The organism is Arthrobacter sp. P4_H3 (assembly GCF_056400885.1).
Window position 1 is genome coordinate 1 of the sequence record NZ_JBFUKK010000032.1, and the last position, 12,832, is coordinate 12,832.

Annotated in this window: 15 protein-coding genes and 1 pseudogene; 15 read left to right on the top strand and 1 reads right to left on the bottom strand. The window is 61.6% G+C overall.

Going from position 1 to position 12,832, the window contains the following annotated elements:
* The 10 genes and pseudogenes from AC1DRE_RS23905 to AC1DRE_RS23950 all read left to right on the top strand — a co-directional run.
* A pseudogene (locus tag AC1DRE_RS23905) lies at window positions 1–280 on the top strand (NADP-dependent oxidoreductase); the annotation flags it as partial.
* Window positions 281–325: 45 nt separating this feature from the next.
* A complete protein-coding gene (locus tag AC1DRE_RS23910) occupies window positions 326–784 on the top strand; it encodes a GNAT family N-acetyltransferase (RefSeq protein ID WP_476986969.1) in 459 nt (152 codons plus the stop codon).
* Between the two features lie 37 nt (window positions 785–821).
* Window positions 822–1,298 (top strand): GNAT family N-acetyltransferase, encoded by a 477-nt coding sequence (locus AC1DRE_RS23915; RefSeq protein ID WP_476986970.1) that lies wholly within the window; start codon window positions 822–824, stop codon window positions 1,296–1,298.
* A 222-nt stretch (window positions 1,299–1,520) separates the two neighbouring features.
* Window positions 1,521–1,748 carry a hypothetical protein gene (locus AC1DRE_RS23920; RefSeq protein WP_476986971.1) on the top strand — a complete coding sequence of 76 codons (228 nt, stop codon included), beginning with the start codon at window positions 1,521–1,523 and terminating at the stop codon, window positions 1,746–1,748.
* Window positions 1,749–2,547: 799 nt separating this feature from the next.
* Window positions 2,548–2,751, top strand: coding sequence for a hypothetical protein (locus AC1DRE_RS23925; RefSeq protein WP_476986972.1), 204 nt, complete (start codon window positions 2,548–2,550; stop codon window positions 2,749–2,751).
* A gap of 661 nt (window positions 2,752–3,412) precedes the next feature.
* Entirely contained in the window at window positions 3,413–4,342 is a 930-nt protein-coding gene (locus tag AC1DRE_RS23930) for an ABC transporter substrate-binding protein (protein WP_476986973.1), read from the top strand.
* 871 nt (window positions 4,343–5,213) lie between these two features.
* Entirely contained in the window at window positions 5,214–5,348 is a 135-nt protein-coding gene (locus AC1DRE_RS23935; RefSeq protein ID WP_476986974.1) for a hypothetical protein, read from the top strand.
* Window positions 5,349–5,416: 68 nt separating this feature from the next.
* Complete coding sequence (locus AC1DRE_RS23940; RefSeq protein ID WP_476986975.1) at window positions 5,417–6,058, top strand: plasmid pRiA4b ORF-3 family protein; 642 nt, start codon at window positions 5,417–5,419, stop codon at window positions 6,056–6,058.
* A 35-nt stretch (window positions 6,059–6,093) separates the two neighbouring features.
* Window positions 6,094–6,318, top strand: coding sequence for a PDDEXK nuclease domain-containing protein (locus tag AC1DRE_RS23945; protein ID WP_476987000.1), 225 nt, complete (start codon window positions 6,094–6,096; stop codon window positions 6,316–6,318).
* A gap of 168 nt (window positions 6,319–6,486) precedes the next feature.
* Window positions 6,487–7,059, top strand: coding sequence for an MOSC domain-containing protein (locus AC1DRE_RS23950; protein WP_476986976.1), 573 nt, complete (start codon window positions 6,487–6,489; stop codon window positions 7,057–7,059).
* Window positions 7,060–7,631: 572 nt separating this feature from the next.
* Here the strand turns inward: AC1DRE_RS23950 and AC1DRE_RS23955 are convergent.
* Window positions 7,632–8,369 carry a TetR/AcrR family transcriptional regulator gene (locus tag AC1DRE_RS23955; protein WP_476986977.1) on the bottom strand — a complete coding sequence of 246 codons (738 nt, stop codon included), beginning with the start codon at window positions 8,367–8,369 and terminating at the stop codon, window positions 7,632–7,634.
* Window positions 8,370–8,475: 106 nt separating this feature from the next.
* Between AC1DRE_RS23955 and AC1DRE_RS23960 the strand changes: the two genes are divergently transcribed.
* The 5 genes from AC1DRE_RS23960 (at window position 8,476) to AC1DRE_RS23980 (ending at window position 12,641) form a co-directional block, all read left to right on the top strand.
* Window positions 8,476–9,018 (top strand): carboxymuconolactone decarboxylase family protein, encoded by a 543-nt coding sequence (locus tag AC1DRE_RS23960; RefSeq protein WP_476986978.1) that lies wholly within the window; start codon window positions 8,476–8,478, stop codon window positions 9,016–9,018.
* Window position 9,019: 1 nt separating this feature from the next.
* Window positions 9,020–9,844 (top strand): isocitrate lyase/PEP mutase family protein, encoded by an 825-nt coding sequence (locus tag AC1DRE_RS23965; protein ID WP_476986979.1) that lies wholly within the window; start codon window positions 9,020–9,022, stop codon window positions 9,842–9,844.
* Window positions 9,845–9,910: 66 nt separating this feature from the next.
* Window positions 9,911–10,558, top strand: a complete 648-nt coding sequence (locus AC1DRE_RS23970) for a nitroreductase family protein (protein ID WP_476986980.1) — start codon at window positions 9,911–9,913, stop codon at window positions 10,556–10,558.
* Window positions 10,559–10,671: 113 nt separating this feature from the next.
* Window positions 10,672–11,067 (top strand): MmcQ/YjbR family DNA-binding protein, encoded by a 396-nt coding sequence (locus AC1DRE_RS23975; protein WP_476986981.1) that lies wholly within the window; start codon window positions 10,672–10,674, stop codon window positions 11,065–11,067.
* Window positions 11,064–12,641, top strand: a complete 1,578-nt coding sequence (locus AC1DRE_RS23980; RefSeq protein WP_476986982.1) for an FAD-binding oxidoreductase — start codon at window positions 11,064–11,066, stop codon at window positions 12,639–12,641. The genes AC1DRE_RS23975 and AC1DRE_RS23980 overlap by 4 nt, the downstream gene beginning before the upstream one ends.
* The last annotated feature ends 191 nt before the right edge of the window (window positions 12,642–12,832 follow it).

Genomic DNA, 12,832 nt, shown 5'->3' on the forward strand with positions numbered 1-12,832 from the left:
TGGTGGTGGTGACATCCAGAAGCAGTCCGCGGGTCTGATTCGGCCCGGAGGAACGCTGGTGAGCGTCACTGGGCCGGTCGAAGCGCGGCCTACGGATGGCCTGGCAGTCGACTTCGTTGTCGAGTCTGATCGTGCACAACTCGGTGAGATCGTACAGCGGGTGCGGGACGGACGACTGCGGACGAACATCGGCAACATCGCCAACCTCGACGATGCCGTCGCTGCCCTCAACCCGACCGAACGACGGGGCGGAAAGACGATCATCCGGGTGCGTCCGTAAGGATACGGTATACCCCGGACAGTCAATCAGCGAAAGGACACCTCCATGGCCGAACCAGCCGAGCCAACCCGCTACGCCTTTGAGTACCCCGACCAAGCCGGATACCCCGACGGAACAGGCACTCTCAGCCAGGACCAGGCCGTCCTCATCGACGAGGTCATCGACGATCCGCATGCCCCTGCATTCGACTTCTACGTCGTCAACGACGAGAAAACCGGCATCTACGAGGCCATCGTCGGCGACAACGAAATAGCCGGCCTTCCCTACAACATCGCCGGCGACGACCGACTAGTGCTGCTGGCCACGTCAGTGTTCCCCGAGTTCCGCAAACAGGGCATCGCCACCGAGCTGATCCGACGCGTCCTCGACGACGTGCGCGCACAAGGAAAGACGGTCACGCCCATGTGCCCGATCGTGCGCACCTTCATCGAACACAACCCCGAGTACGCCGACCTCATCGACCCCAAACACCCAGGAGTGACCAAAGGGTCACACCGATCCTGAACCCAACGCTCCGGGCTTCCCGACAGAAAGTGTGACAGTGACGGCCAACATCGAGGCCGAGGAGACGAACCGTGAAGAGAGGAACGCGGCACTCATTGTTGCTCTGAAAAAGAAGGCTCCCAGCGAGGTGGAGTCCAGCTGGGAGCTCGATGTAATCAACGATACGGAGCGGGGCCGATGGATCGCCGCCCTCGGCGCTGAGGCCATCGGAGAGCTCACGTATCGGTTCGTGGGCGGCCGGGTCGTGTTGCTTTCAACCTGGGTCAACCATGCCTACCGCAACCATCGGGTAGCGACAGAACTCGTCGCTCGCGTGCTAGATGAGATCCGCGAGAGCGGGAAGAAGATCACCATTATCTGCCCGGTCGTGGGTGAGTTCATTGCCCGCAACCCGGAATACCTCGACCTCATCGACAAGGTCCATCCCGGCTCCGGTGCCTACCCCCAGCACAAACCCGCGGTCGGCAAGGACGACGACGAGCAATTCACCGCGTTTGAGCATGACATGACCTAACCGTTCGACACTCCGACCAAGGGCGAGTTGTCCAGCGAGTCGGCCAGGCCCCCCGGCGAAGTCGTTACCGCCTTCAACCCGATCGAAAGAGCCAAAGGCAAGACGATTAACCGGGTTCGCCAAGGTCATGGAGACAACGAAGATCCCCGTTATGTCGAAGCGGGGTGAACGAGAACTGATAGAGAGAGAAGTATCCAGATTTTCCAATTGAAAGGTCGAATTATGACAATCGAACTTGGCTTTTTAAGGCGACATCTTCGTCCGGTGTGGTGGGCTTACGTCCTTTTGGGCCCCGCCTCGCGAGGTGATTATTTCGCACCGATCGTGCATTCGCACGACGATTTCGAGCAGGCGTCTGAAAGGGACCTTGCTGGATTCGAAGTGGAGACCGACGCACACTCATACCGCTATGCAGTACGGCGGGACGACCTTCCGAAAGAACAGGTCTGAGACCCGCCCCGGCAGGGAGCAGGGTGTGACGCTCTTTTGCCGCTTGTCAGCTCGTCAGCGGCGGGTTCCTGGCTGCCGGAAATGGGGGAATGCAGCAATGCCGCACCAACCCGTACGCCCCGGCTACGGCCACCGCCAAGCCAGACCCTGATGATTCATGAGTGCCCGTGGCCGTGCCTTCGGCCACTCCCGGGTTTCTTGGTTGGATTCCGATTCTTCGCTGCGGTTGGGGCTTTTACCGTGCTGCGGCAGCAACACAACGATGGTTCAAAGAGATAGTTCGGGATGCAGCCCAGGATGTCGCAGAGCAGGGCGAACGTCCTGGTTGGATACGTTCAGGCGTTGCCGTGACCAACCGGTAGATCCGGCTCTCGAAGAGGTTGATTCCACAGGGAGCACAAAAATCAAGCTTGCCGGGGATCTCAGCAGGGGCATCAGGTCGGTGATCTTCCAGGGGTTGCATTGGCCAATGAGGGTAGGCAAAGTTCCAGCGATAACCAATCCGGCGTTGTTCAGGCATCTCGATCCACCCGGGTGGCGAAACGGTTGGCGATCATTTTCTGCACGATTTTCTGCATGAAGTCTGACGATGCCGATGTGTAGAGACCTGTGGGCGAAGCGTAGGAATGGCCGACCTGGGTCTGGGCTAACGCGGATCATAGCCCGCCACGATTACCCTGGACGTCCAAATCGATAACGAGCGCCAGCCAGACGGCTCGCGGCTCCCGGTTAGAACAATACCCCTGCCCTACGGCCCTAAAAGTGGTGTGAGACCACCCCCCGACTCAAAGGAGAGACAATGTCCACCGCCACCTCAACGATCACTGTCAGGGTCGAGGACCCGGCTTCACGAGACCAACAACTAGAGGGTGCCAGTTCACTGCTCCGTGAGAAAGCAGTTGGTTACGGCATTCTCGTGACCAGAGTCGACTACACAACATTCACCGTCGCCCTCAGTCCCGAAGTTGCTCACGGCGAGACCCGGGAAGTCGATTTGCTGTGAAGAATCCCTGATGCCTGGAGCGATTGAGGCCCCGTCATGGCAACGCAGGACGAGGAGCCCGAAGCAGGACAGCGACGCGACGACGCCGAAAAGCATCCCCTGCTCACCTGGACAGGTCTCGGCCCCGGGGACGTTGTGTCACTGCGAGCGTGGGGGAAACGGGAGTATGTCGGAACGGTGGAGCAAAGGACTAAGGACGGACTCATTATTTGGATCAGGGATGACCTGAATGAAAGAAGGCTTTTCCATTTTCGTGACTGCCAATCCGTTGTCTTAGTCGCACCAATTTCGCACTGATAGCCGTCGTTTCGTCACGCTAGGACTGAGTTCTGGCAGGAGCGACGTGCCGACATCCGTCGAGTAGGACACGCTGCTGGAGAGTATGGGGTTCACACCAGATGATCCCTTCGCGCCGCTGCGGCCGGTTGTGGCGAGATTCCGCGGGTCCTGCAGTGGATTCCGGGGCAGGATTGCGAAGAATCGGGGACGGGCCCGGTGGATCCCTGGAACAGCTTCTCGGCCTGGGTTCGGGCGCGGTCTTCTATGAATACAACTTTGGCGACAGCTGGCTTCACCGGCACTCGAACTCTCTTCCCGTCTGCCAGCAAACGAAGGCACTCCGCCGGTGGATCAGCGACGAAATATAACCTAAGGAACACCCATGCGGAACACATTTACACAATCAGCCGTTCTCATGACCGGGCTTCTGGTCGTCCTGGGTCTGGTTGGATGCAACTCAAACCCGCTGGAAAACGGCCAAGCAGCAGGGTCAGCCGGCGACAAAGGACCATTGCTAGTGGGGTCGGCAAACTTCCCCGAGAGTGAAACTCTCGCTGAAATCTACGCGGGGGCGCTGAACGCAGGAGGCATCCCTGCAACGACCAAACCGCGGATTGGCCCCCGGGAGGTCTATGTCAGAGCAGTACAGGACGGATCTATCGACCTGGTCCCCGAGTACAGTGGCAACCTCCTGCGTTACGTAGACAAGAACGCAACAGCCGTCAGCGCCGCAGACGTGATTGAGGAGCTCCCGGGGAAGCTGCCCGGAGGGCTAGCTGTCCTGGAACCTACCGCTGCCGAAGACAAGGACTCGATCGTCGTCACAGAACAAACTGCCGACAAGTATGGTCTGAAAAGCCTCGATGACCTTGGAAAAATCTGTGACCGTATCGCGCTGGGAATGCCATCGGAGGCCCGGGAGCGGCCGCAGGGCCTGCCTGGTCTCAGAGCCAATTACGGGTGCGTTCCCAAGGAGTTTGTGCCGCTCAGCGACGGCGGCGGCCCAGTGACCCTTCGGGCGCTGCTGGACGACCGAATCCAGGCCGCGGACATCTTCAGCACTTCGCCGCTAATCGCAATCAATAACCTCGTGCCGCTTGAGGACCCCAAGGACAATTTCGCCGCCCAGCAGGTGCTGCCACTGATCCGCACAGACAGAGTCGGCAGCGAGGCCAGGAACATCCTCAACAGAGTTTCGCGGGTACTAACCACTGAGGACCTCATGCAGCTCAACGAAAAGGTCTTTGGAGATGCCAAGCAGAACCCCAAGGACGCCGCATCCGCGTGGCTCAAAAACGAGGGCCTTGCCTAATCAGATGCTTTCATCGCAGGCACAGGAAATAGGGGATGACGGTTATTTCCAACGTCTTTTCGGAGAAAGACCAACTTCCGGAAGGCGCGATAATGGCCAAATTTGTTTCTGACCGCGATGTCGCGGCCTTCGCCGGAGTTGTCCCTCCCTAGACCTTGCTTGCCCTGCGTCCGGTTTTCCACGGGCATGATGCTGCTGAGGCCAAGACGCTCAAACGAACCCATTACGGGCAGGCAATTAGCGACAAGCGACAGGGCCTATCCTGCTCAGGCAACGGCGCAAATGTTTGAAATTGCGTCAATGCCCGGGTGGTGGAGTAGAGGTGATGAACTTTTCAAAGTTCCTGGCAGAGGGTAGTGCTACTTGTGCCCGGACGTCCGCCATTTGCAGCTCGCCGGCGATCAGACTCACGCTTTCGAGGACTCGGACTCCGCCGGCGCTTCCGTTGGAGACGAAGTCGTCGGTCGGGTTGTTCCATTCTTGGAGGTAATCAAGGGAATTTTTGAGGATCTACTCGCGGAGGTATTGGCGGAGTCCTGGGATTGCGAAGTCCACTTTGCCGTAGCCTGCGGACTCGATAAGGCCCGCGGCGATGAGCCTGTTTCGGTATTTGGACACGACGTTGGGTTTGGCCTTGAGGATGGCTCCTGGGCAACGTAGGAAGGACGGGCCCAGTCGCGGGTCAGCGCCCCTGTCATGTCCGCAGCTATGACCAGAAACTGCTGGGTGAACCGGGCGTCGTATTTGTCAACTGGCGCTCCGCTGCCTTTTTGACCAGGTCGAAGTCATCCAGGACCTGTATGACCTCGATCTTGCAGACGACTGGCGTGGCCTACTTGAACAACACCTTCTCGAAGACACGGCCAGCGAGATGCTCTACCAGAACGCCATGGACGGCTTCGAAGACGACATCGATTTGAACATGCAACTGGGCCTTGCCCCAATGAAAATCCAGGACTGGTTCGAGCCATTCAACGACGCCTCCGTCCCGCCCTACGTGCGCTGAGGCACAGGATCGCTCCCGCGTCCGCCACCGTTCTGAGTTCGGTGGCGGGCCCTGAAAGAATAGGCAGCATGGACAAACTGGAGGCTGGCAGCCTGGTTAGCCGGGAATCGATCCTGGAGGTTCGCGTGGAGCTGGTCCACAGTGAGCCTGCCATTTGGCGTCAGTTGGAGATCCGTGGCTCCTTGGCTCTGCATCAGGTTCACCAGGTGCTGCAGGCGGCCTTCGATTGGGAGGACGCGCACCTGCACAGGTTCACACCGGATGATCCCTTCGCGCCGCTGCGGCCGGTCGACGGCGAATATCCGGAGGCCCTGCAGTGGCCCCCGGGACGGGAGTGCGAGGAACCGGGGGACAGGCCTGAGGAGGAGTGCTCCCTGGAGCAACTGCTTGCCCTGGGCTCCGGTGCCGCCTTCTACGAATACGACTTTGGCGACAGCTGGCTGCACAGGCTCGAACTGGTGTCCCGCCGACCGGCAACCGCAGACAACCCGAATGCCCTGCTGGTCGGCGGCGCGCGGCGCGGCCCGCTCGAAGACTCCGGAGGATTCCCCGGCTACGAGGAAATCATGGACGCCCTGGCCGACCCGTCCCATCCTGACCACACCGAATATTCCGCGTGGGTTGCCGACATAACCGGCTCCGACGTGGCTTTTGATCCTTCCTTCCTGGACATCCCCGCTGTGAACCGGGCCCTGGCCAACAAGTTCTAACCTTGGAGTTGGACCCCAAAAAGGCCCAAATTATAATGCAAGGTGCCCCCCTTGAGGCAACTCCACCGACCATTTTCAACGGCCGATATTGGACCATAAGCGATAACGAGACCATCGGGATTCTAATCTGCGGCAGCAAGAACGACCGCAGCGTCCGGTACGGCCTTGGCCGCGCGACTTCGCCCATGGCCGTCGCGGCGTACACATACGAAGCTCTGCCCGATGACGTGCGGCAGGACTACCCGACGCCGAGCACTTGACGGCGACACCGTAGATCCTCAGCGCTGCTGTAATTACAGGAGGGCGGCCATGGTCACTTTGACTCCGTTTCGACGCACCACGAGCGGAGGGTTGGGGCCGGGTTTCAGCTGTCCCTCCGGCCAGAAATACCTGACACAACCACGCCCCGGCTGGAATAGGCTGGGCCCATGCCTGAAAATTACCAGTACGACGTTGAGATTCTGCACCTGCTGGTTTCCCCCGAACACGCATACTTTGGACGTGCCCGTGAGGGTGCGGCAGACGTCCCGACATTCGATGCGCAAACGGCGGAGGTCGTGGCCGGCAAAGGCATCGTGGGCGACCGATTCTTCGGCAAGGCTGCTCATATGGACGCGGCGGTAACGTTGTTCGCCGTGGAGGCGCTTGAGGCAATCGCCACCGAGCTCGGCGCCCGGCCGTTCGATCCCCTGCTGACCCGTCGCAACGTCGTGCTTCGCGGCGCACAGCTCGCCCCCTTGCTCGGGCAGGATTTCGCGCTGGAGTCCGCCGGGAACCGCGTCTGGCTCCACGGCGGCCGGCACGCCCAACCCTGTTCGTGGATGAACAAGGTGCTCGCACCCGGCGCACATCCCGCTATGCGCGGTCGCGGTGGCACCCGCTGCCGGGCCGTGTCCAGCGGGCTCGTGCATCGAGGGCCAGCTGTGCTGATCAGTCCGGTGCTGCTGGATCCTAGCAAGGCCGGCGAGCCGAGCCTGTTAAGGCCGTCTCGGCTGCCCTGATAAGAAAGTAAGACACCGCTGTTACCGGCTTCGGGACCCGGCCAAGCTCCTGCGCCCGCGAATGGCTCAATACGCCCTGGCCACGTAGACGGCGTAACCGGCGTGGACGGGAAAGACGTTGCTCGTGTTGAGTGGCGCGCTCAATCCAGGGTGCGGAAGCACTTGGCGCCCGATGGCTCAAGATGGCCGCCCTGGATCCTTCGCAGCTTTCAGCGAAGCGAGGTATCGCTCATGGCCCGGAAGCCCGACGTGGTTGAGTTGATTCGAGGAAGATGATAGCGGGACGGCGCAGGACCCCTAATGCTCCCGCTCCTGCAGCGATGTACTGCCCCACAGGCTGGGGTGCATTTCATCAGACCGGTCCGCGCCGACACTCGAATCAGGTTGGGATACTCGGAAATAGGAATGAGCATCGTGGCCGCTCGAAAACATCGTGGTCGCCCGCCTCAGCCCCGGAAAGAAGACGGAGCGCCCTAAGCTGGCGTGGAGCCTAATGCGTGTTGCCAGGGGGCCGACGCTTCCAGGCGCGCCGACCACCTCGCTCATGCGCCCCGACAGCCGAATTTGCCGATTCACGGTTCCAAGACAGGAGCTTCAGGGGCGGGGAGGCGACTCATGGTCAACCCACGGACGGTTTGGTGTTGGCCACTAGGAACCCGCCGTCCAAGCGGCCGGGCGGCGTCTGGTGGCGTTGCAAATGTTTGAAGGTGGTCGACGGCGGCGTACAGCGAGTCTCGGAGCGGTGTGATGTCACCCGCGATCTGGGCTAGGAGCGAGCCTCCCTGGTAGGCGGAGATAAACATGTGGGCAAGCCGGGCGGGGTCCGCCGCCGCGTCGATGCGGCCGAGGCGCTGCATCCGATCAAGTCCTTCTCGGAAGATGTTTCGCCATTCCTCAAAGACGCGCGCGAGCTCGTCACGGACGTCGAGGTCGGTTTTGACGATCTCGCTCGCGAGAGCACCAAGGCTGCAACCGTCCTCGAACGGACGGCCGGAGAGGGCATAGAAATCCACCCAGTCCTGAAAAGCGTCGATGGTGTCGAAACCCGCGAAGCGTTCGCTGCGGTGGAATTCGAGGATGCTGGTGGCCTGCCAGTCAATGACGCCGAGGACGAGGCTCTCCTTGTTGGGGAAGTAGTGGGCGAGCTGTGAACCGCTGACGCCGGCGGCACTGCGGAGCAGTTCGTTATTCGTCGTGTGGACGCCCTTCGTGTTGATCAAGTCAGCGGCGTGGCGCAGGATGCGTGTCCGCGTCGATTTGCCCTTCTTGGTGAGTTTCTGCGGCGCCTCCGAGCTCGTGTTGATCTCCATACCACCACCCTAGCAAGAAATTGGGCTTGACAACCCAGTAAGATATGGTGTTCACTCCTGAAGTGGACGAAATAGTCCATAAACTATTTTTGGAGGATCACCTACGATGTCCCGATTGACCGCACCTGCCCTTGAAGAAGTGCCCGCCAGCGCTAGGGGCATCCTCGACGGAGTTCGGAAGCATTTCGGCTTTGCGCCGGACATGTTCAACGTGTTGGCGGCCAATCCCGCCGTGCTCGAGATCGTGATGACGCTGCAGGGCAGTGTTGGCCGCCTCCTCGACGCGAAGACGCGGCACACGATCGCACTGGCAGTCTCACGGTCCAATGGCTGCGACTACTGCCAGGCGCTGCACACGTATACATCGTCAGAGCTCGGGGACATGTCGAACGATGACATCGAGCTCGCACTCGCTGGTAGCTCCACCGATCCCCGTCGCGCCGCTGTGGCTCGTTTCGTGCAGCGGGTGATGGAGACCCGCGGACGGGTAGGTGATGCCGACATCGCTGCGGTGCGCGGGGCCGGATACAGTGACGCGGAGATCCTGGCGATCGTCACCACCGCGGTGGTGTCCCTCCTCACCAACTACCTCAACAACGTCAACCAGACAGTCATCGACATCCCCGCCATCACGACGAAGACAGCCTAAGATGTCCGGCTCTGATATCTACGAGAAGTTCATGGCGCTGCATACACGTGAGGGTGGCCTGGTGATGCCGAACGCGTGGGACGGCCTCTCGGCGCAGCTCTTTGCCGATTCCGGTTTCGAGGCGATCGCAACGTCTTCCTTTGCCCTCGCAGCGGCGCTCGGTCGGTTGGACGGGCGCCACCAGGTCAGCCGCGGCGAACATCTCGAGCACGCAGGGCTGCTCGCCCGCCTGACGGGCCTGCCTGTCAACGGCGACTTCGAAGACGGCTACGGAGATACTCCCGAGGACGTCGGGGCAACGGTGAACGCCGCCGTCGGGCACGGCTTGGCCGGCATCGGCATCGAAGACACATCCGGTGATCCCGACCGGCCCATCCGCGACTTCGACGAGGCCGTCGCTCGGGTGCGCGCGGCCGTCGTGGCGGCCAAGGGCCGCATCGTAGTCACGGGTCGCACGGACAATTACCTGCAAGGGCGGCCCGATCTCGACGATACAATCCGCCGCCTCACCGCCTTCGCTGAGGTCGGAGCCGACGTGGTGTTCGCGCCCTACCCGCCTGACCTCGACTCGCTCGCCGCTATCGTCGCCGCCGTTGCACCCACGCCGGTGAACGTCCTCATCTCGCCTGCGGATGCCGTGCTGACCGTCGCCGGGCTGCGTGCGGTGGGCGTCAAGCGGATCAGCCTGGGACCGGCTCTCTACGCTCACGCGATGGGCGCGCTTCAAGAGGCAGTCGGCGCGCTCATACGCGGCGACCTCGCGACGGCGACGACAGGCATGGACTTCGGGCGGATCGACGCCCTGCTCGGCCGCGGCACGCGCTGATCCTCCCGTACAACAGCCTTTGCCTCACCCCAAACTCACCGCTCCCAAGACGAAAGAAGACGAATCATGGATCTCGACAAGCTCATGAACAAGCACCTCACCCGCTACTTCGACGGCAGCAAGACCATCCAGGAGGAGACACTCCAGCAACTGCTGCGATTCCTGCGCTCGACGCCGTCATCGGTGAACGTGCAGCCGAATCACTTCTACGTCCTCGCCACTGAGGCGGGGAAACGCCAGCTCGCCGCCAACCTGGGTGAGCGTTTCCAGGACAACGCCGAGAAGATCATGAACGCATCGCATGCCATCATCCTGACCACTCGGACGGACGTGCCAGAGGAACACCTGGATGCGGTTTTCGCGAAGGAGCGGGCGGACAGCCGGTTCCCCAACCTCGAAAAGCAGGAACGGTGGGAGTCGATGACCCGTGACTTCCTGGACATTCGCAACTCCACCTATAAGGATTTGGACCACTGGATGGAGAAACAGACTTACATGGCGCTGGGCATGACGATGATGGCGGCCGCCGAGCTCGGTGTCGACGCTACACCGCTTGAGGGGTTCGACCGGACCAGCGTCGACGAGGCCTTCGGACTCCGCGGGACCGGGTACACGACCACGGTGCTCCTGGCTCTCGGCTACCCTGATACCGCCAAGGCCTACGCGACGCCGATCTCGCGGTTCGAGCCCGACCGGCTGTTCACCTTCGCCTGACCGCCCCGGTGGGTCCCGCCGGACCCGGGTCCATCCGGGCCGGTGAGGCGGCATGCACCTATGCGTCCCGTCACCGCCGGCGCGTCCACAACACAAGCAACCAGGAGGGCGAAATGCTAGAAGACATGACGCTGCAGGAACGGTCGGCTGCGCGCGCCACCGAACTCGCCGGGGCGGAGCGAAGCCATCAGCCCACGGGGGATTGGGAGGTATGGAAAGTCAGCGGCAAGGTGTTCATGCTACAGACCACCATGCCCGGAGTGCCGGTCGTTATCCTCAAAGCAAATCCCGCCGATGCGATATCGCTGCGCGAAGCTCACGCGGAGATCACCCAGGGCTACCACATGAACAAAACGCACTGGATCACACTGCATCCCGGAGCCGGGCTCGACGCGAGGCTTATAGACGACCTCGTAACGGAGTCGTACCTGCTCGTCGTCGAGGGGCTTCCTAAACCGCAGCAACCGGTAGATCCAGAGACGTTGCGACGTCCCGAGCCCTTGGTATGACGCAGTTTGACCGCCGGGGCCTGCTGACAGCAGCGGCTGTCAGCATCGCGGCGGCAGGAATGGCTGCCTGCTCGCCCGCCCAAGGACCGGTGCTCCGCGAATCGGCCGGCACGGAAGCGGCGTCGACAACAGCGGTGCCAGCCTCAGGGGCTCCGGACTGGAAAGGGCTGGCGTCCCGGATAACCGGGCAGCTATCGCTCCCCGGAACAGAATCCTACAACCAGGCGAAGTTGGTGGAGAACCCGCGCTTTGACACCTCGCGGCCTTTGGCGGTTCTTTCGGCCACCTCAGCCCGGGATGTATCGGTTGCCGTCCGCTTCGCTGCCGAAGCCTGTGTACCGGTTTCGATTCGGTCGGGGGGCCACAGCTACTCCGGCCACTCTTCCGGGGATGCGGCAACGGCGGGACTGGCGCCGTCATTGGTCATCGATGTGCGGAATTTGTCTCGCATCACCGTAGCCGCAGACGGCACCGTGACCATGGGGCCGGGGGCCTCACTTATCCGGGTCTACGAAGCGGTGGGCCGGCAGGGCAGGGCCCTCGCCGGCGGGTCCTGCCCGACTGTTGGCATTGCGGGTCTGACCCTGGGCGGGGGAGTGGGTGTTCTGACGCGGGCTTACGGCTTGACGTCGGATGCTCTTCTGGCGGCCGAGATCGTCAATGCCAACGGGGAGATTGTCACGGCCAATGCCCGAGACAACGCCGACCTGCTCTGGGCATGTCGCGGAGGTGGGGGGCAGGTCGGGGTGGTGACATCCATGACCTTCCAAACAGTGACGGCTCCCAACATCAGCACGGCCTACCTGCAATGGTCTTTCGATGACGCGGTTCCGGTAATTCTGGCCTGGCAAAAGTGGGCTCCGAACGCCGACCGGCGCCTGTGGTCGACGCTTAAACTGCTCAGCGGAACTCGCCACGAGAGTCCGACAATCCAACTGACGGCGACTTGGACCGGTCCCGCAACGGAATTTTACGGGCAGCTCGCTGGCTTTCATGAGACCGCGGGAGTTCTGCCGCTGGTCACCAGTGTGAAGCCCGACCAAAGCTACCTCGGTGTCATGTTCGGCTACGCGGGGTGCAGTGGTCTCCAGGTCGGGCAATGCACCACCGGTACGGGCGGCTCCTTGCGTCGCGAAGCTTTCAGCGCGACGTCGCACGTCCCCTACGACCTACTGGATGCGGCTGGCGCCTCAAGACTGGTAGGGCGGGCTGTCCTGGGCCAGCAGTTGCAAGGCGCCCGCGAAACAGCTGTGTCTCTGGACGCTTTGGGCGGAGCCGTCAGGGACCTCGAGGGCACTGCCACCGGGTTCGGCCACCGGAAGGCCTTCGCTACCGTCCAGTACACTGCCACCTTCGACGATGGGTCTGACCCGGCCCCGTTCGACGCTTTCGTTAGGGACTCGCGTGACGCAATGAAGGAGTTTTGGGGGTCCAGTGCCTATTTCAACTATTCCGATTCGAGCATTGCCGAGCCGGGTCAAGCGTATTTCGGTGACCATGCGTCCCGGCTGTCCAGCATACGCACGGCGGCAGATCCCACAGGACTCTTCACCTACCCAGCGTTCCGGACCTAGAATCCTCTAAACACTCCGGGCCCAGCGACGGCTTTGCCGTCATGACAAGACCAAAAAGCACCGAGACGAGCTCTCCTTTCCTGCTTTCAGTATCAGTGCCCTCGTTAGTTGGCTAGCTCCAGAACATGTTTGGAATGCCACGAGGTACGCCTGTCGGCGAGCGATCTTGCTCTCGTCGCAGGTAAGAATGC

Coding starts and splice junctions, on each gene's coding strand:
- AC1DRE_RS23910 (WP_476986969.1), top strand. CDS start 326: ATGGCCGAACCAGCCGAGCCAACCCGCTACGCCTTTGAGTACCCCGAC.
- AC1DRE_RS23930 (WP_476986973.1), top strand. CDS start 3,413: ATGCGGAACACATTTACACAATCAGCCGTTCTCATGACCGGGCTTCTG.
- AC1DRE_RS23965 (WP_476986979.1), top strand. CDS start 9,020: ATGTCCGGCTCTGATATCTACGAGAAGTTCATGGCGCTGCATACACGT.
- AC1DRE_RS23980 (WP_476986982.1), top strand. CDS start 11,064: ATGACGCAGTTTGACCGCCGGGGCCTGCTGACAGCAGCGGCTGTCAGC.
- AC1DRE_RS23955 (WP_476986977.1), bottom strand. CDS start 8,369: ATGGAGATCAACACGAGCTCGGAGGCGCCGCAGAAACTCACCAAGAAG.
- AC1DRE_RS23920 (WP_476986971.1), top strand. CDS start 1,521: ATGACAATCGAACTTGGCTTTTTAAGGCGACATCTTCGTCCGGTGTGG.
- AC1DRE_RS23940 (WP_476986975.1), top strand. CDS start 5,417: ATGGACAAACTGGAGGCTGGCAGCCTGGTTAGCCGGGAATCGATCCTG.
- AC1DRE_RS23960 (WP_476986978.1), top strand. CDS start 8,476: ATGTCCCGATTGACCGCACCTGCCCTTGAAGAAGTGCCCGCCAGCGCT.
- AC1DRE_RS23950 (WP_476986976.1), top strand. CDS start 6,487: ATGCCTGAAAATTACCAGTACGACGTTGAGATTCTGCACCTGCTGGTT.
- AC1DRE_RS23970 (WP_476986980.1), top strand. CDS start 9,911: ATGGATCTCGACAAGCTCATGAACAAGCACCTCACCCGCTACTTCGAC.
- AC1DRE_RS23975 (WP_476986981.1), top strand. CDS start 10,672: ATGCTAGAAGACATGACGCTGCAGGAACGGTCGGCTGCGCGCGCCACC.
- AC1DRE_RS23925 (WP_476986972.1), top strand. CDS start 2,548: ATGTCCACCGCCACCTCAACGATCACTGTCAGGGTCGAGGACCCGGCT.
- AC1DRE_RS23935 (WP_476986974.1), top strand. CDS start 5,214: ATGCTCTACCAGAACGCCATGGACGGCTTCGAAGACGACATCGATTTG.
- AC1DRE_RS23945 (WP_476987000.1), top strand. CDS start 6,094: ATGCAAGGTGCCCCCCTTGAGGCAACTCCACCGACCATTTTCAACGGC.